This window comes from Lysinibacillus sp. FW12, from assembly GCF_050817245.1.
In the GTDB taxonomy this organism is placed as follows: Bacteria; Bacillota; Bacilli; order Bacillales_A; family Planococcaceae; genus Lysinibacillus; species Lysinibacillus irui.
Genome location: NZ_CP139094.1, coordinates 1,208,902 through 1,229,039, shown reverse-complemented (window position 1 = coordinate 1,229,039; position 20,138 = coordinate 1,208,902). Strand labels below are relative to the sequence as shown.

17 protein-coding genes and 1 other annotated feature are annotated in these 20,138 nt (G+C 37.0%); of the genes, 10 read left to right on the top strand and 7 right to left on the bottom strand.

The features are described from left to right. Positions 1–8 precede the first annotated feature (8 nt). The 7 genes from SJW71_RS06340 to SJW71_RS06310 are packed head-to-tail and all read left to right on the top strand — an operon-like array spanning position 9 to position 6,654. A complete protein-coding gene (locus SJW71_RS06340; RefSeq protein WP_274794143.1) occupies positions 9–908 on the top strand; it encodes an ABC transporter permease in 900 nt (299 codons plus the stop codon). Positions 909–922: 14 nt separating this feature from the next. Continuing rightward, entirely contained in the window at positions 923–1,843 is a 921-nt protein-coding gene (gene nikB, locus SJW71_RS06335; RefSeq protein ID WP_274794144.1) for a nickel ABC transporter permease, read from the top strand. A gap of 14 nt (positions 1,844–1,857) precedes the next feature. Then, positions 1,858–2,871 carry an ABC transporter ATP-binding protein gene (locus SJW71_RS06330; RefSeq protein WP_274794145.1) on the top strand — a complete coding sequence of 338 codons (1,014 nt, stop codon included), beginning with the start codon at positions 1,858–1,860 and terminating at the stop codon, positions 2,869–2,871. Further along, positions 2,868–3,860, top strand: coding sequence for an ABC transporter ATP-binding protein (locus SJW71_RS06325; protein WP_274794146.1), 993 nt, complete (start codon positions 2,868–2,870; stop codon positions 3,858–3,860). Before SJW71_RS06330 ends, SJW71_RS06325 begins: the two co-directional genes overlap by 4 nt. Before the next feature lie 37 nt (positions 3,861–3,897). Then, positions 3,898–4,650 carry a sensor histidine kinase gene (locus SJW71_RS06320; RefSeq protein ID WP_431811869.1) on the top strand — a complete coding sequence of 251 codons (753 nt, stop codon included), beginning with the start codon at positions 3,898–3,900 and terminating at the stop codon, positions 4,648–4,650. 38 nt (positions 4,651–4,688) lie between these two features. Then, the gene (locus SJW71_RS06315; protein ID WP_274794148.1) at positions 4,689–5,387 is read left to right on the top strand and encodes a response regulator transcription factor; all 699 of its coding nucleotides are present in this window, start codon (positions 4,689–4,691) and stop codon (positions 5,385–5,387) included. A 4-nt stretch (positions 5,388–5,391) separates the two neighbouring features. Then, positions 5,392–6,654, top strand: coding sequence for a permease (locus tag SJW71_RS06310; protein ID WP_274794149.1), 1,263 nt, complete (start codon positions 5,392–5,394; stop codon positions 6,652–6,654). A 30-nt stretch (positions 6,655–6,684) separates the two neighbouring features. Here SJW71_RS06310 and SJW71_RS06305 read toward each other — a convergent pair whose 3' ends face one another. Both SJW71_RS06305 and SJW71_RS06300 read right to left on the bottom strand, forming a co-directional pair. Then, positions 6,685–7,629, bottom strand: coding sequence for a DUF4181 domain-containing protein (locus SJW71_RS06305; RefSeq protein WP_431811868.1), 945 nt, complete (start codon positions 7,627–7,629; stop codon positions 6,685–6,687). Next, positions 7,616–8,137, bottom strand: a complete 522-nt coding sequence (locus SJW71_RS06300) for a sigma-70 family RNA polymerase sigma factor (protein WP_312506628.1) — start codon at positions 8,135–8,137, stop codon at positions 7,616–7,618. Before SJW71_RS06300 ends, SJW71_RS06305 begins: the two co-directional genes overlap by 14 nt. 375 nt (positions 8,138–8,512) lie before the next feature. Between SJW71_RS06300 and SJW71_RS06295 the strand changes: the two genes are divergently transcribed. Next, the gene (locus tag SJW71_RS06295; RefSeq protein ID WP_274797369.1) at positions 8,513–9,694 is read left to right on the top strand and encodes a NupC/NupG family nucleoside CNT transporter; all 1,182 of its coding nucleotides are present in this window, start codon (positions 8,513–8,515) and stop codon (positions 9,692–9,694) included. An 825-nt stretch (positions 9,695–10,519) separates the two neighbouring features. Here the strand turns inward: SJW71_RS06295 and leuS are convergent. From leuS to SJW71_RS06275, 4 genes are all read right to left on the bottom strand, one after another. Further along, entirely contained in the window at positions 10,520–12,937 is a 2,418-nt protein-coding gene (gene leuS / locus SJW71_RS06290) for a leucine--tRNA ligase (RefSeq protein ID WP_312506629.1), read from the bottom strand. 86 nt (positions 12,938–13,023) lie between these two features. Continuing rightward, positions 13,024–13,234, bottom strand: a binding site (T-box leader). A gap of 65 nt (positions 13,235–13,299) precedes the next feature. Continuing rightward, positions 13,300–15,042 (bottom strand): SulP family inorganic anion transporter, encoded by a 1,743-nt coding sequence (locus SJW71_RS06285; RefSeq protein WP_431811867.1) that lies wholly within the window; start codon positions 15,040–15,042, stop codon positions 13,300–13,302. A gap of 56 nt (positions 15,043–15,098) precedes the next feature. Continuing rightward, positions 15,099–15,446, bottom strand: a complete 348-nt coding sequence (locus SJW71_RS06280) for an ArsR/SmtB family transcription factor (RefSeq protein WP_274794154.1) — start codon at positions 15,444–15,446, stop codon at positions 15,099–15,101. 150 nt (positions 15,447–15,596) lie between these two features. Continuing rightward, complete coding sequence (locus tag SJW71_RS06275; protein ID WP_274794155.1) at positions 15,597–16,775, bottom strand: MDR family MFS transporter; 1,179 nt, start codon at positions 16,773–16,775, stop codon at positions 15,597–15,599. Between the two features lie 234 nt (positions 16,776–17,009). Between SJW71_RS06275 and SJW71_RS06270 the strand changes: the two genes are divergently transcribed. Together SJW71_RS06270 and SJW71_RS06265 are read left to right on the top strand one after the other, a co-directional pair. Further along, the gene (locus tag SJW71_RS06270) at positions 17,010–17,966 is read left to right on the top strand and encodes a TIGR01212 family radical SAM protein (RefSeq protein WP_274794156.1); all 957 of its coding nucleotides are present in this window, start codon (positions 17,010–17,012) and stop codon (positions 17,964–17,966) included. Then, positions 17,963–18,538 carry a tRNA (mnm(5)s(2)U34)-methyltransferase gene (locus SJW71_RS06265; protein ID WP_274794157.1) on the top strand — a complete coding sequence of 192 codons (576 nt, stop codon included), beginning with the start codon at positions 17,963–17,965 and terminating at the stop codon, positions 18,536–18,538. Before SJW71_RS06270 ends, SJW71_RS06265 begins: the two co-directional genes overlap by 4 nt. A gap of 70 nt (positions 18,539–18,608) precedes the next feature. Here the strand turns inward: SJW71_RS06265 and SJW71_RS06260 are convergent, their stop codons facing one another. Beyond that, positions 18,609–20,117 carry an alanine/glycine:cation symporter family protein gene (locus SJW71_RS06260; RefSeq protein ID WP_274794158.1) on the bottom strand — a complete coding sequence of 503 codons (1,509 nt, stop codon included), beginning with the start codon at positions 20,115–20,117 and terminating at the stop codon, positions 18,609–18,611. Between the last annotated feature and the right edge of the window lie 21 nt (positions 20,118–20,138).

Below are 20,138 nucleotides of genomic sequence, written 5' to 3'. Positions count from 1 at the left end.
TATTCGATATGGATAAAGTAACTACTATTGATCATTCTGTTTTAGTGAATGCACGCAAGGCAACTAGAAAAAAAAATCTTGTTTCTTTCCTAAACAAAATCAAAAAAAATAAAGCAGCTGTCGCTGGAGGCATCATCATTCTTCTTTATATATTGATGTTTCTCATCGGACCCATTCTAGCCCCTTATGATCCATACGATGTACAGTTAGGTCAAAAATTACAAGGACCAAGTTTAGACCACCTTATGGGAACTGACGATAAAGGTCGAGATATTTTAAGTCGAATTTTATATGGATCACGTTTATCCATCGGTGTTGGTATTTCAGCCGTTTTATTTGGCGGAACAATTGGAACATTTTTAGGGCTTATCGCTGGCTATTATGGTAAATGGGTTGATTCCATTATTAGTCGAATTTTAGATATTATGCTTGCCTTCCCAGGTATCCTACTTGCCTTAGCCATTGTCAGTGCATTAGGTGCAAGTCTTATTAACGTAACAATTGCTGTAGGATTTTTCTCCATTCCAATGTTTGCACGAATCGTACGTGGATCGACAATGGAAGTTAAAAAGTTGGAATATATCGATGCTGTGAAAACACTCGGAGCAAATGATATGACAATATTAATCAAGCATATTTTCCCGAATATTTTGTCACCAATTATTGTACAAGCATCTATGCGTTTAGCGACGGCGATTCTATCTGCAGCTGGTCTGTCCTTCTTAGGGCTGGGTGCACAGCCACCATCTCCTGAATGGGGTGCCATGCTTTCAAATGGTCGTGATTTCTTGTTTACCGCTCCTTATATGGCGCTATTCCCAGGTATTATGATTTCCATACTTGTATTAGGATTTAACCTATTTGGAGATGGTTTACGCGATGCGCTAGACCCAAGAATGAAAAATTAAAGGAGAGAAGATACATGACTTTATTTATCTTAAAACGTCTAGCTCAAATTATTCCCGTGACGCTTGGTGTTACACTTGTTGTTTTTCTTATTATGCAAATGATACCAGGTGACCCGGCTATTATTTTAGCAGGAGAAGGTGCTTCACAAGAAACTGTTGAAGAATTACGTGAAAATTTAGGGCTCAATAAACCATTAGCTGTTCAATACACTGATTACATTAAAAATCTTTTACAAGGAGATATGGGTCATTCATTAAAAAATAAACAACCAGTATTTGAGGAAATTACCGCCCGTTTACCGATTACAATCGAGCTAGCCTTTTACAGTATATTAATTACCATTATTTTAGGACTTATCGCTGGCATCATCTCAGCAATTCGTCCCTATTCTTTTATGGATGCTGGCCTTATGATTGTGGCCTTATTAGGGATCTCGCTACCAAGTTTCTGGCTAGGTATTTTATTAATGTATGTTTTCTCGGTACAGCTACATTGGCTTCCTGTTGCAGGCTGGGAAAGTGCTAAACATATTATTCTTCCTGCAGTCACTCTTGGTGCTGGTGGTGCAGCTATCGTTGCGCGTATGACTCGTTCTAGTATGTTAGACGTCGTGAATCAAGACTATATTCGAACGGCAAAAGCAAAAGGCTTAAAGGGTTACGTCATTATCCTAAAGCATGCCTTACGTAATGCTTTAATCCCAGTAATTACAGTAGTAGGTTTACAATTTGGTAGTTTACTTGGTGGAACTGTATTAGTAGAATCTGTTTTCGCTGTCAATGGATTAGGACGCATGATTGTTGATGCTATTCGTACACGTGACATACCTGTCGTTCAAGGTGGCGTTCTTGTTGCCTCATTAATATTTGTTTTTATTAATCTTTTCGTGGATATTTTATACCGATTCTTCAATAAACGAATGGATTTAAACTAGGGAGGGAAAAACAGATGAAACAAGAAACAGTGTTGGAAGTGAAAAATTTACAAACGTATTTTTATTCAAGTGAAGGGGTTGCCAAAGCTGTTGATGGCGTATCCTTTACACTGCAAAAAGGAGAAACACTCGGTATTGTTGGTGAATCTGGTTGTGGAAAATCCATGACTTCCCTGTCATTACTACGTTTAGTACCCTCACCACCTGGAAAAATCATCAATGGTGAGATTCTATTAAATAATACGGACATCTTAAAATTATCAGATGAAGAGTTACGCAAAATTCGAGGCAATAAAATATCAATGATTTTTCAAGAGCCTATGACGAGCTTAAACCCTGTTTTATCAGTAGGTGAGCAAATAGCTGAATCGATTCGATTGCACCAAGGCTTATCTCGTAAAGAAGCATGGCAAAAGGCTGTCGATATGATTCGTCTAGTAGGAATTCCTGCACCTGAAAAAAGAGCGAAGCAGGAGCCTTATCAATTAAGTGGTGGCATGCGACAACGTATTATGATTGCGATGGCCTTAGCCTGTACACCAGATGTGTTAATTGCAGACGAACCAACAACGGCACTAGATGTAACGATTCAAGCTCAAATTATTGATATTATTCAAAACCTACAAAAACAATTAGGAATGAGTATTATCTTCATTACGCATGACCTCGGAGTTGTAGCAGAAGTTTGTGATAAAATAGCGGTTATGTATGCGGGACAGGTTGTAGAAGAAGGCACAACTGAAAGCCTTTTTGAAAAACCATTACACCCTTATACGAATGGACTTATTCAATCCTTACCGAAGCTATATGAAGATCAAGAAGAACTTTCTACTATTCATGGAACTGTTCCAAGTCCATACAATTACCCAATTGGCTGTCGTTATGCAGAACGCTGCCCATTTGCTACAGATTTATGTCGTGACAAACAACCTGAACTTCTTACAGTCGAGCAAGGGAAAAAAGTTAGATGCTGGATGTACAGCAATGAATGGCAAGGAGAAACACTTATGAAGGAGATGACAGTATGACAACGGCACATCAAACACAACCACTATTACAAGTAAATGATTTAAAACAGCATTTTTTCTTAAAAAAAGAAAAGCTCTTCGGCCCACAACAGGTTGTTAAAGCTGTTGATGGTGTTTCCTTCGATATTATGCCTGGTGAAACACTCAGCATTGTAGGAGAATCTGGCTGTGGAAAATCAACGACTGGCCGTTCTATTTTAAGATTGGATGAGCCTACTTCAGGGGAAGTATTGTTATTCGGTAAAAACTTAGTGAATATGAGTAAAAAAGAGCTACGAGCTGCACGGAAAGACATACAAATTATTTTCCAGGATCCATATGCTTCTCTTAACCCACGAAGAACGATTCGAAAAATGTTAACGGAAGCTATGTCTATTCAAAAAATAGTACCACCTGAAAAGCAGGAAGCACGTATGTTGGAATTAATGTCCCTTGTAGGGTTACGTCCAGAATATTTAGAGCGTTATCCACATGAATTTTCAGGTGGTCAGCGCCAGCGTATTGGTATCGCGAGAGCCCTTGCTGTTAATCCTAAAATTATTATTTGTGATGAATCTGTTTCTGCCTTAGATGTTTCCATTCAAGCACAAATATTAAATTTACTGAAGCAGCTACAAAGAGATTTAGATTTAACATTTCTATTTATCTCACATGATTTAAGTGTTGTTCGCCATATTTCAGACCGTATTATGGTTATGTATCTTGGGAAGGTCGTGGAAATTGCTGATAAGCAGTCACTGTTCTCACAACCACATCATCCTTATACAAAAGCACTGTTTTCATCTATTCCAGTGATTGATAAGCAACATCGCAAGGAGCGTATTATTTTAAAAGGAGACCTACCGTCACCTCTTAACCCACCTACTGGCTGTAGCTTTCACACACGTTGTCCATTCGCAACAGATAAATGCAAAGCAGAAGTTCCAGCATTACGAGAAATCACGGCAACACATAAGGTAGCTTGCCATTTTGCAGAAAATTTAGTTTAATGTACTTTACACAAATAAAATAATTGGAGAGGTCATTATGTTACAACTAGAAACCTTCAACATATATATTCTCCTATGTGTAATTGCTCCAATTATTGGAGCTTTTCTGCTTACTTTTATATTTATTTTCGAAAAACAAATCGATAGCCTTGAGGAGGAAAAAAGAAATTTAGAGCTTAAGCAGGATTTACAAAGAGCGAATATTCTCCAGTTAAATCAGCAAATACAGCCGCATTTCTTTTTTAACGCATTAAATTCATTACTAAGCCTAGCCCGCATCAATCGAAAGGAGGATTTGGTTGCGGGCATTGAGGCCTTAGCAACGTTTTTTAAATTTAAATACAATAATCATGAGGTTTTAATTGCATTAAAAAACGAGGTACAATTTGTCGATAGTTATTTAAATATCCAACAGTTACGCTTTGGACATCGTTTGACGATTCATAAGCATGTGGATGATGAGGCCCTAACTGTCCCGATACCTCCATTTATTCTGCAGACCATTATTGAAAATGCATATAAACATAGCTTTGAAAAACATATAGGACCTGCGGAATTATCTATTACGATAAAAAAAATGGATAACATATTATTAATAGAAATTAAAAATACACAACCACTTGAAAAGATAGAACATACTACTGTGCTAGTAGAGGACGAATTGCAGCAAGGTTACGGTCTTGAAAATATTAGAAAACGACTTGAGCTTATTTATGGACTCGAAAATATTTTATTCTCGATCCAAAATAATGAACAGTTTTATACTGTGACAATCCATGTTCCCGCTTAGGCTTTCTATCAATTTGAATGTGAAAGGAGAATGACACCTTGAATATATTAATCGCAGATGATGAGCCGCTAGAATTAGAGCAAATGATTTATTTATTAAAACCTCATTTTCCTAATTGGACATTCCATACTGCTCAGGATGCCTCACAAGCTCTGCAATTAGCTAAAAAGCATCGTATGACCATCGCCTTTTTAGATATTCAAATGCCTGGGAAAGATGGAATCACTTTAAGTAAGGAACTAAAGGAGCTTTATGAAGTTGATATCATTATGGTAACTGCTTATCAGACCTTTGAATATGCCCAACAAGCATTGCGTATCGGGGTAAAGGATTATCTTACAAAACCAGTTATTGCTAGCGAATTAAATGCTATCGTGGAGAAATATAAAGTGTGGAGCTCTAACCATGATGCAATCCAAAGCGCACTTTCCTATATTCATGAAAACTATTATGAAAAACTGAGTTTAAATATAATTGCAGAAAAGATTCATTTGAACCCTAGCTATTTAAGCCGTAAATTTTTGGAGGAGCAGTCCGTCGGAATTAATGAGTATATAAACAATTATCGACTAGAAATGGCTGTGAAGAAAATAAATGATAATCTGGATGCAAGTATGTCTACAATTGCAGAGAGCTGTGGTTTTAATAGCCAACACTATTTTAGTGTCGCCTTTAAGAAAAAATATAACCAATCACCACGACAATATAAATCATCTAAAATAAGTAAAGGTAATTGATTGTATGCTAAAGAAAATTCCATTGCTCGTACCATTTGCAAGTTTAAGCACTGCGGCAGGTGTTATCATTCTTTTAGCTAGATGGATTCATGGGAACTTATTATTGTCCTCACCCTCAGCCCTTATTTCTTTTGGCTTTATGGCAGGTATTTGTTATACATTAGCAACGGCTATTTCGTTTATTGTACTCGGCTCATTGTTAAATAAGAGTGATTACACGCAACATCAACATACACAAAGTTTTTTACTTTTTACGATACAGCAAAAATTAAGTGGCATGAATTTAAAAGTGATACGGCTATTTTATCTTCTGACAGGCATTGAACTATGGCTAATTCAATTAATAAGCATCAGTGTATTATCTGAAATTATGTTAAATATCCCTGTGCCTATTACACTTTTTTTATTTTTAATTATCATGTTACTTCTTGATCGGATCATGTCAGTGAAAAGTATACTATGGCTCGAAATTTTATTTATTATTGCTCTTTTTTCTTTACTTATTTTTATTCCCATTTATTACTTCGTACAAAATGGCGCAAGTACTGTATATGAAGGAATTCGCTTATACCACCCGTATTTATTTTATTTTAAAAATAGTGAGATCCTACTCTTTTTTGTTATAATTCAACTAGCTGTTTTAGGACAAGTTCTCTTTGATAAATCGACTTGGTATTTAATTGCATTTATTAAGCCAAAAAAAGTGCGTCGTAGTCTACTTTCATCAGGTGTGATCTTAGCGTTATTAACACTGTCATTCACAGCCATCTTAATGATTGCTTTATATGGTGGCTCCTTTGGCCAGTTTCAAGTTCTGATTTTCACATTTTTATATGAAGTACAACCAGGCTTTCTAACTTTTGCCTTCCTTGTTATTGTTCTATTAGCTGTTGTAACGACCTTACTAGTAGACATGCGGGCAACGAAACGATTTTTTGTGAAGAAAAGACCTTACTACTTTTATTTGATTTGTCTAATGGTTATTATATTAATTTTTTTCTTATCTATTGATTTAACTATTTTAGGTGTTATCTATTCTTTCGCCTTCTTACACATTTCAATGCTACCGTTTATGTTAATTCTGTTATTTACTAATCGTAGCATTCATCAACATAGCTGGCTGGTTCTACTGCTTTCCATGATTATCGGATTAGGTGTAGGTCTAAACTTTAACATGCTATATGGATTAGCTGCTAGCTTTATGATTTCGTGTATCTATCAATTAATGCTACAAACTGAAACTAAAGAAAAAAAGCCTGAACACTAGATTTTTTCGGGTTCAGGCTTTTGTCTTCAATTAGCTGATATAAAAAATAAATAGGCTAAGTAATAGGAGACTGACAATAGCTAAACTGATAGAAAGATAATGTCTTTTTTCCTCTCGACCGTAGCAGTAGTCTATAAAAATGGAACTAAAAAGAATAACAGTTAAGTATCCTCCAATGATGACGGTATATAAAATCCACCCTTTTACCATAAATAAAATGAGCATGACGATATTCAAAGCTTTAAGAGTCCATACAGCACGTCGATGGCCTCTAGAAACATACCCCTTTGGAATGTTGAACCTTTTCCTCATTATTTTTTCGACAAGCATATGAATAGCTAGTAGAAGGACTAGAAAAACAACATAACCTTTCATTCCAAATTTAGCTTGATCTTTGAGAGTGAGGTTTTCATAAGCCTTTGTCAGTTCTCTATTATTAACTTTATAAAATGATTTATGGTCATGATCTTCTATTAGAATACTTTCCTCACCTATGAACATCTTCAACTTAATGATCTGGTCATTTTCAAACTGTGCCCAAACATCCTGTATGGTACGAAATAAAAATTGGTTCTCTTCATATTTCTGTGTTACTGTGGCCTGCTGTAATAGCTGCTGTAATAATTCCTTTTCGGGAATTTGTTTATATACTTTTTGGCCAATCGTCCACCCAGGTCTTCCCGCTAGAAAGGTCTCCTCATCTGAATTTGAAATCATCGTATATTTTTTTACTGTTTCTTGCTGTGCCATGGTAACAATTGAAGCTTGACGAGTTTGCTCCATCTGTCCTAATGGCCCCATCTCTACTAACAAAAGTAGTATGAGTATCGCACCTATAAAAATCAGTGGATATGACCAGCGTTTTGTTACCTTTTTTTCTTGCTGTACTCGCTGTAGAATATCCTGCTGTAATGATTGCGTAAATCGTGGTGCTTCGCCAAGTTCTTGATCCAACTTCTCTTTAAAAGTTGTCATCTACTAACACCTCCCACTCACTTTTCTCTAATCTTTCCTGTAACATTTTTCTTGCTCGGTGCAATCTAGTTTTAATCGTATTTTCTGTACATGCAAGAATATCTGCCATTTCCCTGATCTTTAATTCCTGATAATAATAAAGGATAGCTACCTCTCGATAAGTAATTGGTAACTCAAATAAAGCACACTTTAATGTTGATCGCTCATCCTTAACTACTAATTCCTTTTCCGGAGTACGTTTACTTGCACCCATATGTATTTTTTCCATCAATAGATGTCGTTTATTTTTCCAACTTCGTAGATAATCATGACTTTTATGTACGGTAATTTTGACTAAATACGTCTTTAGGGAGGATCTTTGTTCAAAACGATTCTGCTGACGATAATACGCGAAAAATACATCCTGAACAATTTCTTCAGCAATCGACCAGTCCTTTACATATAGATAAGCCACTCGTAAGCAATATTCACCGTGCTCTTCCATAATGGCTGCTAAATGCTCACTCACCCAAACACCTCCTATACACATTCACCCTATAGTCGTAATCCATTGCTTATTGGTTTCAAAAAAAGAAAATAACCGCTACGTTTTTACGATGGACATAATTTTTCAAAAACTCCACACAATAAAAAAGCATTGTAACAAGCATTTTTTTCATCGTTGATTTTAATGATTTTATTTGGAATATGTCGGTTATACACTGTATTTATCGTATTCGTATGCCAAGAAGCATACTTTTTTTCTTTTTTCTATTGAATAACTAGCAAAAAAACTGTTATAGTGAGATTGTTTGTCTGACGTCTGACTAATTAGATCTTAAGCTGTTCTTTTGAAATTGGAACATCATGGCAAAAAATATTATATATAAATATGGAGGAAATGATGAGGTACTTAATATCCTTGTGTGGATTGTTACTTGTTTTTGCATTAGCTTTTTTAATGAGTAAAAACAAAAAAGAAATAAAATATAAATATATAGTTATTATGTTAATCATCCAATTTTTATTGGCAGCTTTACTACTCAATACAACAGTTGGTTATGTTCTAATCAAAGGAATCACAAAAGTATTTGATCATTTATTATCATATGCCAATGCAGGTATATCATTTGTTTTTGGTGGTTTAGCAAATGAAGGAGAATCACCATTCTTTTTAACAGTATTATTACCGATTATCTTTATTTCAGTCTTGATCGGGATTTTACAACACTTTAGAATACTTCCCTTATTTATGAAATGGATAGGATTATTTTTAAGCAAAGTCAGTGGTATGGGAAAATTAGAGTCCTATAATGCCGTTGCTTCTGCTATGGTAGGACAATCCGAAGTATTCATAACGGTCAAAAAACAATTAGATAAGATTGCCCCTCATCGTATGTATACTTTATGTGCATCAGCTATGTCTACCGTTTCGATGTCAGTTGTTGGAGCCTACATGACAATGATTGAGCCTAAATATGTTGTAACGGCCATAGTCCTGAATCTATTTGGGGGCTTCATCATTGTTTCCATCATTAATCCTTATACTGTAGATGAAAAGGAAGATATCTTAACGATTGAAGATGAGCATAAGCAAGCCTTCTTCCAAATGATTGGAGAATATATTATGGATGGCTTTAAAGTAGCCATCATTGTTGGTGCCATGCTTATTGGTTTCGTAGCTTTAATGGATTTAATCAATTCACTATTTGATATGATTATCGGCATCTCTTTCCAAGAAATATTAGGCTATATCTTTGCACCAATCGCCTTCTTAATGGGGATCCCATGGAAAGATGCTGTTTCTGCTGGCGGCATTATGGCAACTAAATTAGTAACGAATGAATTCGTTGCCATGATCAATCTTGGTGACGTCTCAGCGTCCATGAGTGAACGTACACTGGGCATTATTTCTGTATTCCTTGTATCCTTTGCCAACTTTTCATCCATTGGTATTATTTCCGGGGCAGTGAAAGGGTTGAACGAAAGACAAGGTAATGTTGTTGCACGATTTGGCTTAAAGTTGTTGTACGGCGCTACACTTGTAAGTATCCTAACAGCTATTATTGTTGGATTGATTATTTAAACTGAATATGGGACTATTTTTGAACTGCACTCGACTCGGTTAGTTGGGTGCAGTTTTTCTGTATTGTATCTTCGTAATCGCTATGGGTTGCACATCAAAACAACGACATTTGCAAGATGTAGACAAGAAAGGATGAAAAGAAAGTTAGGTGCTAAGAATGACTGAATATGACCGCTTTTTCCAATTAAAAGGCGTTCATGCCCAACACTTATCAAATTAAAAAAGAACACTCATTTGTTTTAACTCTTAAACAGATGAGTGTTCTTTCAGTTTTTCATCGTTCTGAATAATAGACTGATTCAAGTAATTCTGCTCTTGAATGGGATCTATCCATTCCTTCACTTCAAAAAATTTAACGATGTTATTTAATGATAAAGCGCAGAATACAATAGCACTAAAAAACTAAGTAGAGTGAAACTAAATAGAATTATTAGAGGTAATTTCTCTTTACGTTCTTTGATTCGATTCATTCTAAGAAATAGTACAATACAAAGGGCAAGTGAAATACCAAAAAGAATAATAGGAACTATAGATAACAAAACTATTCTCCTTTTCTAATAATTAACATTGAGAACCTATCCAGAAAGGATCTGGATTTACTGTACCTGTCCATTTAAAAAATACAAAAGTGTTAAAAGAATTCCGTTAATCGTTATAAATGAGAAGGATGGACCGAACCTGAAGGATTTTTTAGTATTTCGTTATACTAATTTAAAAAGGACAAAACATATTAGTCATATTAAATATGTTTTGTCCTTTGATTTATTTTTTTATTTAGGTATTGATAACTATGTTTTAGTAATGCACATTTTAATTTATGTCTCTTTATTTAACGACAATATTGACAAGTTTGCCTGGAATAACGATGACTTTTACTAAGCTCTTTCCTGCCATATATTCTTGTACTTTTTCATCAGCCAATGCCACTTTTTCGATGTCCTCTTTTGAAGCATCTTTTGCTACGACGATTTTAGCACGTACTTTACCCGCAACTTGCACTGCTACTTCTACTTCATCATCCACAAGCTTAGCTTCATCATACGTTGGCCATTGCGCATAAGAAATTGTTCCTTCATTACCTAATAGCTGCCATAATTCTTCAGCAATATGTGGAGCGATTGGTGCTAGCATTTTAACAAAACCTTCCGCATAGGCTGTTGGGATCACATCAACTTTATAGCAATCGTTGATAAATACCATCATTTGTGAAATAGCTGTATTAAAGCGGATGCCTTCATAATCCTCTGTCACTTTTTTCACTGTTTGGTGATAAGCTTTTTCAAGTGTTTGATCGTTAGATACTTGAATTTTAGCAGAGATTGTTCCATCCTCTTCATTGACAAATAGACGCCAGATACGGTCTAAGAAGCGTCGTGCGCCGTCTAAGCCATTTGTAGACCATGCAACAGAAGCCTCAAGTGGTCCCATAAACATTTCATATAAACGTAATGTATCTGCCCCATGCGAATCGATGATTTCATCTGGGTTTACAACATTCCCTTTAGATTTAGACATTTTTTCATTACCTTCACCAAGAATCATACCTTGGTTAAATAATTTTTGGAACGGCTCTTTCGTATGAACAACACCTAAATCATATAACACTTTATGCCAGAAGCGAGCGTATAGTAAATGTAGTACAGCATGCTCAGCCCCACCAATATAAATATCAACTGGTAACCAGCGTTTTAGTAATTCTGGATCAGCAATCGCTTCTGTATTTGTAGGATCGATATAGCGTAAGAAGTACCAGCTAGAGCCTGCCCACTGTGGCATTGTATTTGTTTCACGACGGCCTTTTTTGCCTGTCTCTGGATCTACAACATTCACCCATTCTGCAATATTTGCCAATGGTGATTCACCAGTACCCGATGGACGGATATTATCTGTTTTCGGAAGCATTAATGGTAGTTCCTCTTCTGGAACAGGTGTGATCGTGCCATCTTCCCAATGAATCATTGGAATCGGTTCACCCCAGTAACGTTGACGAGAGAATAACCAGTCACGTAGACGATAAGAGATTTTCTTCTCCCCTACGCCTTTTTGCTCTAACCATTCGATTGCTTTCGCGATGCCATCTACTTTGTTTAAACCATTTAGGAAGTCCGAGTTAATATGTGGACCATCACCAGTAAATGCTTCTTTGCTGATGTCTCCGCCTTCAAGGACAGGAACAATGTCTAAGCCGAACGCTGTTGCAAATTCATAGTCTCGTTCATCATGGGCTGGAACCGCCATAATAGCACCTGTACCGTAAGACACTAGTACATAATCAGCAATCCAAATCGGAACTTTTTTACCGTTAATCGGATTCACTGCATAGGCTCCTGTAAATACACCTGTTTTCTCTTTCGCTAAATCTGTACGCTCAAGGTCAGATTTCATTTTGACCTTTTCTAAATAATCCTCGACAGCTTGGCGTTGTTCAGCAGTAGTAATCTGTTCTACTAATTTATGTTCAGGTGCAAGCACACAGTATGTAGCACCAAATAATGTATCAGGACGTGTTGTAAATACCGTGAAGTTTTGATCTGTACCATCAATATCAAATGTTACTTCTGCCCCTTCTGAACGACCAATCCAGTTACGTTGCATATCTTTAATAGACTCTGGCCAATCTACTTCCTCTAAGTCATCAATTAAACGGTCTGCATATGCCGTAATTTTTAGCATCCATTGTTTCATTGGTCGACGTTCTACTGGATGCCCTCCACGTTCTGATTTCCCATCAATTACCTCTTCATTCGCCAATACAGTACCAAGTGCTGGACACCAGTTCACAGCCACTTCATCGACATAAGCTAAACCTTTTTTATAAAGTTGGATAAAAATCCATTGTGTCCATTTATAATAGTTAGGGTCCGTTGTGTTAATTTCGCGATCCCAATCATAGCTAAAGCCTAGCTCTTGGATTTGACGCTTGAATGTCGCAATATTTTTTGCGGTAAACTCAGCTGGATCATTACCAGTATCAAGTGCATATTGCTCAGCTGGTAAACCAAATGCATCCCAGCCCATTGGGTGTAATACATTGTAGCCTTGCATACGTTTAAAGCGTGAAAGGATATCTGTAGCTGTATATCCTTCTGGATGGCCTACATGAAGTCCAGCACCAGATGGATATGGGAACATATCTAGGGCATAAAATTTAGGCTTCGCTGTTTCATTTTCAGTTTTAAATGTTTTATTATCAGCCCAATATTGCTGCCACTTTTTTTCAATTTGTTGATGATTAAAACTCATTCTTTTTCCTCCTTCGATGGATCATGTTGCTCTTCATCAGAATTGACAAAATATTTAAAAAATAAAAAAACTCGCCCCATTCTTAAAGAAGGGACGAGAGAATTTGTACTCCCGCGGTACCACCCAGATTAGTGATTACACTCGGCTCAAGCTTCCTTAACGCGGAAGAAACGACACACGATATTTCACGCGGGCAGACTCAGAAGGCGAGTTCAACTTGCTTTCTTACTAGCTTTCACCAACCGCTAGCTCTCTAAAAAGAACCACAAATCTACTATTCCTCATCACAGTCTTTACATGATATTGCATTTATTCTAATGGAAAGTATTGAAAAGCACAAGCCTTTGTTTACAGGTTACCCATTACTGAACAATTAATTCCTTTTTTTCCTTAGTTTTAGATAAATCCTTACATTCATGAAAAGCAAAATGCTGACATCCAATGCATTGATTTACATCCAAATAGCTAATAGCTTTTGTAATTGCTTCTCCTGTGTGCTGATAAAAATGTTGCGCGCCTATTTTATCGTAGATTCCATTGTGCTGCAGGGCTACCTTTAAATCACCTTGCACACCAGTTAACAAAATAGTACCACCTTGCGCTATAAAGTTATCCATGATATTGCTAAAATATGCTTCACCAGTTGAATCCATAAAGGGCACTTTCCCCATTCGTAAAATCAAAACTTTTGATTTCTGATGTAACGCGCTTTCAATCGTTTGTTCAAACATTTGTGCTGCACCAAAAAACAGTGGACCTTCAATTGTATACATGCTAATTTGCGGACAATCATGCTGCTTGTGAACGACATGTGCCTGCACCTTCTCCCCTTTGAGGGAATGATCGGGTAATACTTTTGTGACAACAAGCTTTTCACTCATCCGTTTCGCAAATAAAAGCACAGCCAAGACTAGCCCTACTTCGACTGCTAATGTAAGACTAGTAAAGACAGTTAATAAAAAGGTAATCAATAATACAAGTGAATCTCCAGATTTTAACTTCACAATATGCGAAAAATGGTGTCGTTCACTCATATTCCAAGCTACTACCATTAACACAGGAGCCATACTTGCTAACGGTATGTGTGACGCATATGGAGCTAATAACAATAATGTGACTAAGACAAACACACCATGGATGATACCTGACATAGGAGAAACTGCGCCTGTTTTAATATTGGTCGCTGTACGTGCAATCGCACCCGTGGCAGGTATACCTCCAAACAATGGCGTCACGATATTGGCAATCCCTTGCCCAATAAGTTCCCGGTTGCTGTTATGCTTACTATTTGTCATCCCGTCTGCAACGACAGCAGATAGCAGAGATTCTATGCCTCCTAGCATTGCAATGACAAACGCTGGACCAATAAGCTGTTGTAAGCGTTCCAACGTAATAGGAGGAAAAGCAAAATGAGGTAATGAATTAGGAATTTGACCATAGGCTGTTGCAATAGTGGCAACTTGTCCTGAAAAGAAGAACGTTGCCACAAGAGTTGAAACAACAATTCCAACTAATGCACCAGGAACTTTTGGAAAAAGTTTTGGTGTGATGATAATCGTTAGTAAACAAAGGATTGCCGTAAAGATACTATAAACATTCGTCGTACCTAGCTGCTTAACGATTTCTTGTATATTGTCCATAAAATATTCATGTCTTTCCATATTGGTTAGCCCTAAAAAATTGGCAATTTGACCTGTAAAAATAAGAACAGCTATACCTGCAGTAAAACCAACTGTTACAGGGCGAGGAATAAACTTAATTAAAGACCCCAGCTTAAAAATACCCATTAAGCAAAGCAGAACCCCTGCCATTAAACCGGCAAGTAATAAATCTTCATAGCCATAAGTAAGGACAATTCCTAATAATACCGGCACAAACGCTCCGGTGGGCCCACCAATTTGATATTTAGATCCACCAAAAAGCGAAATAAGGATACCAGCAATACAAGCGGTATAAATACCATACTCAGGTTTCACACCAGATGCAATGGCAAAGGACATGGCGAGTGGAATGGCGACAATCCCAACAATAATTCCAGACATTACATCCTTCTTTACATGATGAACTGAATACCCTTCAAAGCGTCCTGTAAACAGTGACTTCATAGATAAATCTTCCCTTCAAAATAATAAGCAAAGCATAATTTTTAAACATCATTGATTTACTTATTGTCTTCGTCACCTTCATTGCTCGTCATTTCTTCTAATCTTGAAATGGTATTAACTAAATGGTTATTAAAAATATCCTTTGCCACTCCGAGTAATTCACCAATCATTGGATCACTTAAAGAATAGTAAACTTTTTTACCTTCTTTCACCCCATAAACAATATTTTTAGCACGTAAAACACTTAATTGCTGTGAAACTGCCGAGCCCTCTTTTTCTAAACAATCTTGAATCTCGTTGACACTTTTCTGACCATCTACAAGGAGTTCAAGTATTCTAATACGTAACGGATGTGCTAATGCTTTAAAAAAATCCGCCTTAAACTGTTGTAAGCCCTCTTCCATAAAAAAACCTCCATATCACTACATATTCAAATATTTGAATATATATAATTGTAAGCCTGTTGACAATATTTTTCAATATCTCCTATAAAAAAGAGCAAAACCTAGTGTTATACACACTCGATTTTGCTCTCTTTTTATTTTGTTAGATTATTAATCTACAACTATATTGTTCTTTTTTAAAGGATAATCGTAAGTTAAACATGGGATAATAGCCAACAGCACAATGACCACTAAGGTTAACACTAGAGGGATCATCCCAAACTGATCCACCATTATCCCGCCGAATAATGGCCCAATCATCCGTCCCCCAGTCGCAGCACTATTAATTATGCCCTGATAAAACCCTTGTCGTCCTTTTGGTGCAAGTTGATTCGCAATGGTTGGCAATGCGGGGGTATAAAACATTTCGCCAAATGTTAAAACAAGCATCGCTGCACCGAACATTTTAAAATCACTTGCAAAGGCAATAATTCCAAAAGAAATGGCAATAAGCGTTACACCAAACACTAACTGACGTTTTAAATGATGCTCCCACCGTTTTACAAGAGGCGCAATAAGAGGTTGCCCCAAAACAATAAGTAGACCATTTATTGTCCAAAGTAAGCTGTATTGTTTTAACCCCAAGCCTAAATCTTGGGTATAAGACGAAATCGTTGCACTCCATTGAGAATATGCTAGCCAACATAAAACGGAGGACGCACTAATAATTAACAAAGCATAGAATGGTGCCTTGTTAACAATTCGTTTACTTTCACTAACGACACTCTTCGGTGCAATACTCCCTACCTCTAAACGCTTAAATGTAAATAGCGCAATGAAAAAGAATAAAATATACATCCCTAAATTTACTTTAAAAACATAGTCAAATTGATAATCTGCCACTATACCTGCAAGTGCAGGTCCTACAGCAACTCCAACATTCTGTGCCAAATAGATGGCATTAAAGGCTTTTCGTCCGCCCTCTGGCCATGCAGCACCAGCTAATGCAAACATACTTGGAAAAACGATGCCCCCACTAAAGCCGAGTATTGTTAAAAACCACACATAATGTGGCCAACCGTGCCAAATCGTTAAACCAATTAGTGAAGCAATCGTTAACAGAATGCCAAACATTATAGCCTTATAGCCACCAATTCTATCAAATAAGTAACCTCCTAGTAGGTTACCAAGTACCCCAGCAGCAGAATTGAGCATTAAGACAAAGCCAGCCATCGCAAGCGTTTTTCCTAAATAATCATGCATATAAATGGCATTTAAAGGCCATAAAAAAGAGTTGCCTGTTGTGTTAACAAGCATTCCAATTATTAAAAACCAAACACGTTTTGGCATATGATGACCTCCATTATTTCGCTTCTCTAAATAGCTAGTTTATGCTGAAACACTTAAAAGTACAAGGAAAATAATTTTACCCTTTTTACAAGTCTTCCACAATATTTTACTTAGGAATGATATTCCATCTTCTCTTTTTCGTTACAATTTAAAACTTCTATGTATGATTAAGCCCTTCTCCCATGACGGAACGAAAAGCACATGATAAAATAAAGAGTTAGAGGAGTGAAATAAATGACAGAAATGAATTTTCCTTTTCCTTCTGAGGGGAAAAGATACTATACATGGAATCGCTATTTACGTGATCAATTTGGTCATAAAGTGTTTAAAGTAGCGTTAGACGCAGGCTTTGATTGCCCCAATCGTGACGGCACAGTAGCCTTTGGTGGCTGTACATTTTGCAGTGCTGCTGGCTCTGGCGATTTTGCAGGCAATAAGGTCGATCCAATCGATGTCCAATTCGCCGAAATTCGAGATAAAATGCATCAAAAATGGAAAGACGGCAAATACATGGCCTACTTCCAAGCCTATACTAATACACATGCCCCATTGCCAGTTTTAAAGGAAAAGTTTGAAGCTGCTTTAGCGCAAGAAGGTGTAGTTGGTTTGTCCATTGCTACACGTCCGGACTGTTTACCAGATGATGTCGTAGAATACTTAGCTGAATTAAATGAGCGTACGTATTTATGGATTGAGCTTGGCCTTCAAACTGTTCATGAAAAAACTGCCAATCTTATTAACCGCGCCCATGATTATGCAACCTATGTAGAAGGTGTTGAAAAATTGCGCAAACATGGGATACGTGTTTGCTCACATATTATTAACGGCCTGCCTTTAGAGGACTATGACATGATGATGGAAACCGCACGAGAAGTGGCAAAGCTAGATGTCCAAGGTATTAAAATCCACTTACTTCACCTATTAAAAGGAACACCTATGGTAAAGCAATACGAAAAAGGGATGCTAGAATTTTTAGATCAGGATGTTTACACAAAGCTAGTAGCTGATCAATTAGAAATTTTACCACCTGACATGGTTATTCATCGCATTACAGGCGATGGACCGATTGATTTAATGATTGGGCCAATGTGGAGTGTCAATAAATGGGAAGTGTTGAATGGTATTGATGCCGAGCTTGAACGTCGTGGCAGTTGGCAAGGGAAGTTTTATAAGGCTGAGGTTACAAAATGAAATTACAACGTGTTTTACAGTATGCCCAGTGGCTATTAAAGGATAGTATAGCAGTGGGAGATACGGTGGTTGATGCGACGGCAGGAAATGGCCATGATACCCTCTTTTTAGCACAGCTAGTCGGAGATAAAGGACAAGTATATGCCTTTGATGTTCAAAAGGAGGCAGTGGATGCTACACTCCATCGTCTATTAGATCACGGTTTAGAGCACCGCGCTCTTGTATTAAACAAAGGACATGAGGAAGTATCAAACTTTGTACACAAGCCAGTAGCGGCAGCCATCTTTAATCTTGGCTATTTACCTGGTAGCAACCATGATATTATTACCCAACCAACTACTACAATACAGGCTATCGAGGATTTGCTAAAGCTTTTGAAAATTGGAGGGTTAATTGTCCTAGTCATTTATCATGGTCATCCTGGTGGAAAGGAAGAGCGAGATAGTGTTATTGACTATGTCAGTAAGCTTCCACAAAAATATGTACATGTCTTAAAATATGAATTCCTCAATCAGCAGAATGATCCACCATTTGTTATTGCGTTAGAGAAAATAAAAGAATATCCTATTTAATACGATCAGGTACAAGAAAAAAGGCGATTAATTAGTTTAATAGAAACTAGTTAATCGCCTTCCTCTTTAACTATTTATTTTTTCGTTTTTCATTATAGTCAATCCAGAAATCTGCACCTTTAATTCCTAGTTTACGAGGATCAAAGACAGGGTCTTTTCCTTCTTTTTTCTGTTTCTCATAATCTTTTAATGCAACAATTGCTGGCTTCATAATAATTAAAATGGCAAGTACGTTAATCCAAACCATGAGACCAAGGCCCACATCTCCCATTGCCCATGCTAGACCAGAAGTACGAACTGTACCATAGAATGCTGCAATTAAAATAGCAATTTTTGCTATCCAAATAAATACCTTTTCTGTGTTACCTCTAAATAAATAAGCGACATTTGTTTCAGCAATGTAGTAGTAAGCCATAATTGTTGTAAAGGCAAAGAAGAATAACGCAATAGCTACAAATGGAGCACCAAAGCCTGGTAATGATGAATCAACCGCATATTGTGTATACGCAGCACCCGCTTCAATACTTTTTGCAAATGTCATTTGTTCATCGCCAGCTAATCCACCATTATTAAATTCCCCAATATGGATAAATGGATCTGTTCCTTCCGCTGCCTTTTCATCTTGTACATTGTACATCCCTGTAAATAAAATCATAAATGCCGTAGCAGAACAAATTAATAAAGTATCAATGTACACAGAAGCTGCTTGAACAATCCCTTGCTTAGCTGGATGCGATACTTCGGCTGCTGCTGCAGGGTGAGCCCCTGTTCCTTGGCCAGCTTCATTGGAGTAAATTCCACGTTTAACACCCCAAGCAATGGCAGAACCAATAATACCTCCAAAAATCTCTTGAGCACCAAAGGCACTTGAGAAAATTAATGCAAATACTGAAGGTACTTCAGAGATATTCATAACAATAATGATAATAGCCATAATGATGTATGCTAATGCCATAAACGGTACAATGATTTGAGCTGCATTTGCAATGGATTTAACGCCCCCGATAATAATTGCGCCTAATAAAACGACAATAATAAGACCTGTGATCCAAGTATCCAAACCGAAAGCGTTTTCAACAGCACCTGCAATAGCATTTGACTGTACACCAGGCATTAAGATTAACATCGCAATCAAAGCAGCCACTGCAAAAATAACTGCAAACCATTTTTGGCCCATTCCTTTTTCTATGTAAAAGGCCGGTCCACCACGATATTCAGTATCTTTCTCTTCTTTATAGATTTGAGCTAATGTTGACTCTACATACGCGGTTGCCGCACCAATGAAAGCAATTGCCCACATCCAAAAGACAGCACCGGGTCCTCCCATTCCAATCGCTGTCGCAGTACCGGCAATATTACCTGTACCTACACGTCCTGATAGTGCTATCGACATGGCTTGGAAAGACGAAATTCCTTTATCCGATTTTTCCCCTTTAAACATTAAAACAAACATATCTTTAATATGCCTTACTTGTAGGAACCTTGTAATGATTGAGAAAAACAACCCAATCAATAAGATACCATAAATAAACCATGGTCCCCATAATATCCCATTTAACTTCTCCACAATTACATCCATTTTACCCCTCCAATTTAAAAT

Excerpts from the sequence above, each read along its gene's own strand:
- nikB (WP_274794144.1), top strand. The coding sequence starts at position 923 with ATGACTTTATTTATCTTAAAACGTCTAGCTCAAATTATTCCCGTGACG.
- leuS (WP_312506629.1), bottom strand. The coding sequence starts at position 12,937 with ATGAGTTTTAATCATCAACAAATTGAAAAAAAGTGGCAGCAATATTGG.
- SJW71_RS06310 (WP_274794149.1), top strand. The coding sequence starts at position 5,392 with ATGCTAAAGAAAATTCCATTGCTCGTACCATTTGCAAGTTTAAGCACT.
- SJW71_RS06280 (WP_274794154.1), bottom strand. The coding sequence starts at position 15,446 with ATGGAAGAGGGCTTACAACAGTTTAAGGCGGATTTTTTTAAAGCATTA.
- SJW71_RS06295 (WP_274797369.1), top strand. The coding sequence starts at position 8,513 with ATGAGGTACTTAATATCCTTGTGTGGATTGTTACTTGTTTTTGCATTA.
- SJW71_RS06320 (WP_431811869.1), top strand. The coding sequence starts at position 3,898 with ATGTTACAACTAGAAACCTTCAACATATATATTCTCCTATGTGTAATT.
- SJW71_RS06285 (WP_431811867.1), bottom strand. The coding sequence starts at position 15,042 with ATGAAGTCACTGTTTACAGGACGCTTTGAAGGGTATTCAGTTCATCAT.
- SJW71_RS06305 (WP_431811868.1), bottom strand. The coding sequence starts at position 7,629 with ATGACAACTTTTAAAGAGAAGTTGGATCAAGAACTTGGCGAAGCACCA.
- SJW71_RS06325 (WP_274794146.1), top strand. The coding sequence starts at position 2,868 with ATGACAACGGCACATCAAACACAACCACTATTACAAGTAAATGATTTA.
- SJW71_RS06270 (WP_274794156.1), top strand. The coding sequence starts at position 17,010 with ATGACAGAAATGAATTTTCCTTTTCCTTCTGAGGGGAAAAGATACTAT.
- SJW71_RS06340 (WP_274794143.1), top strand. The coding sequence starts at position 9 with ATGGATAAAGTAACTACTATTGATCATTCTGTTTTAGTGAATGCACGC.
- SJW71_RS06275 (WP_274794155.1), bottom strand. The coding sequence starts at position 16,775 with ATGCCAAAACGTGTTTGGTTTTTAATAATTGGAATGCTTGTTAACACA.
- SJW71_RS06260 (WP_274794158.1), bottom strand. The coding sequence starts at position 20,117 with ATGGATGTAATTGTGGAGAAGTTAAATGGGATATTATGGGGACCATGG.
- SJW71_RS06265 (WP_274794157.1), top strand. The coding sequence starts at position 17,963 with ATGAAATTACAACGTGTTTTACAGTATGCCCAGTGGCTATTAAAGGAT.
- SJW71_RS06330 (WP_274794145.1), top strand. The coding sequence starts at position 1,858 with ATGAAACAAGAAACAGTGTTGGAAGTGAAAAATTTACAAACGTATTTT.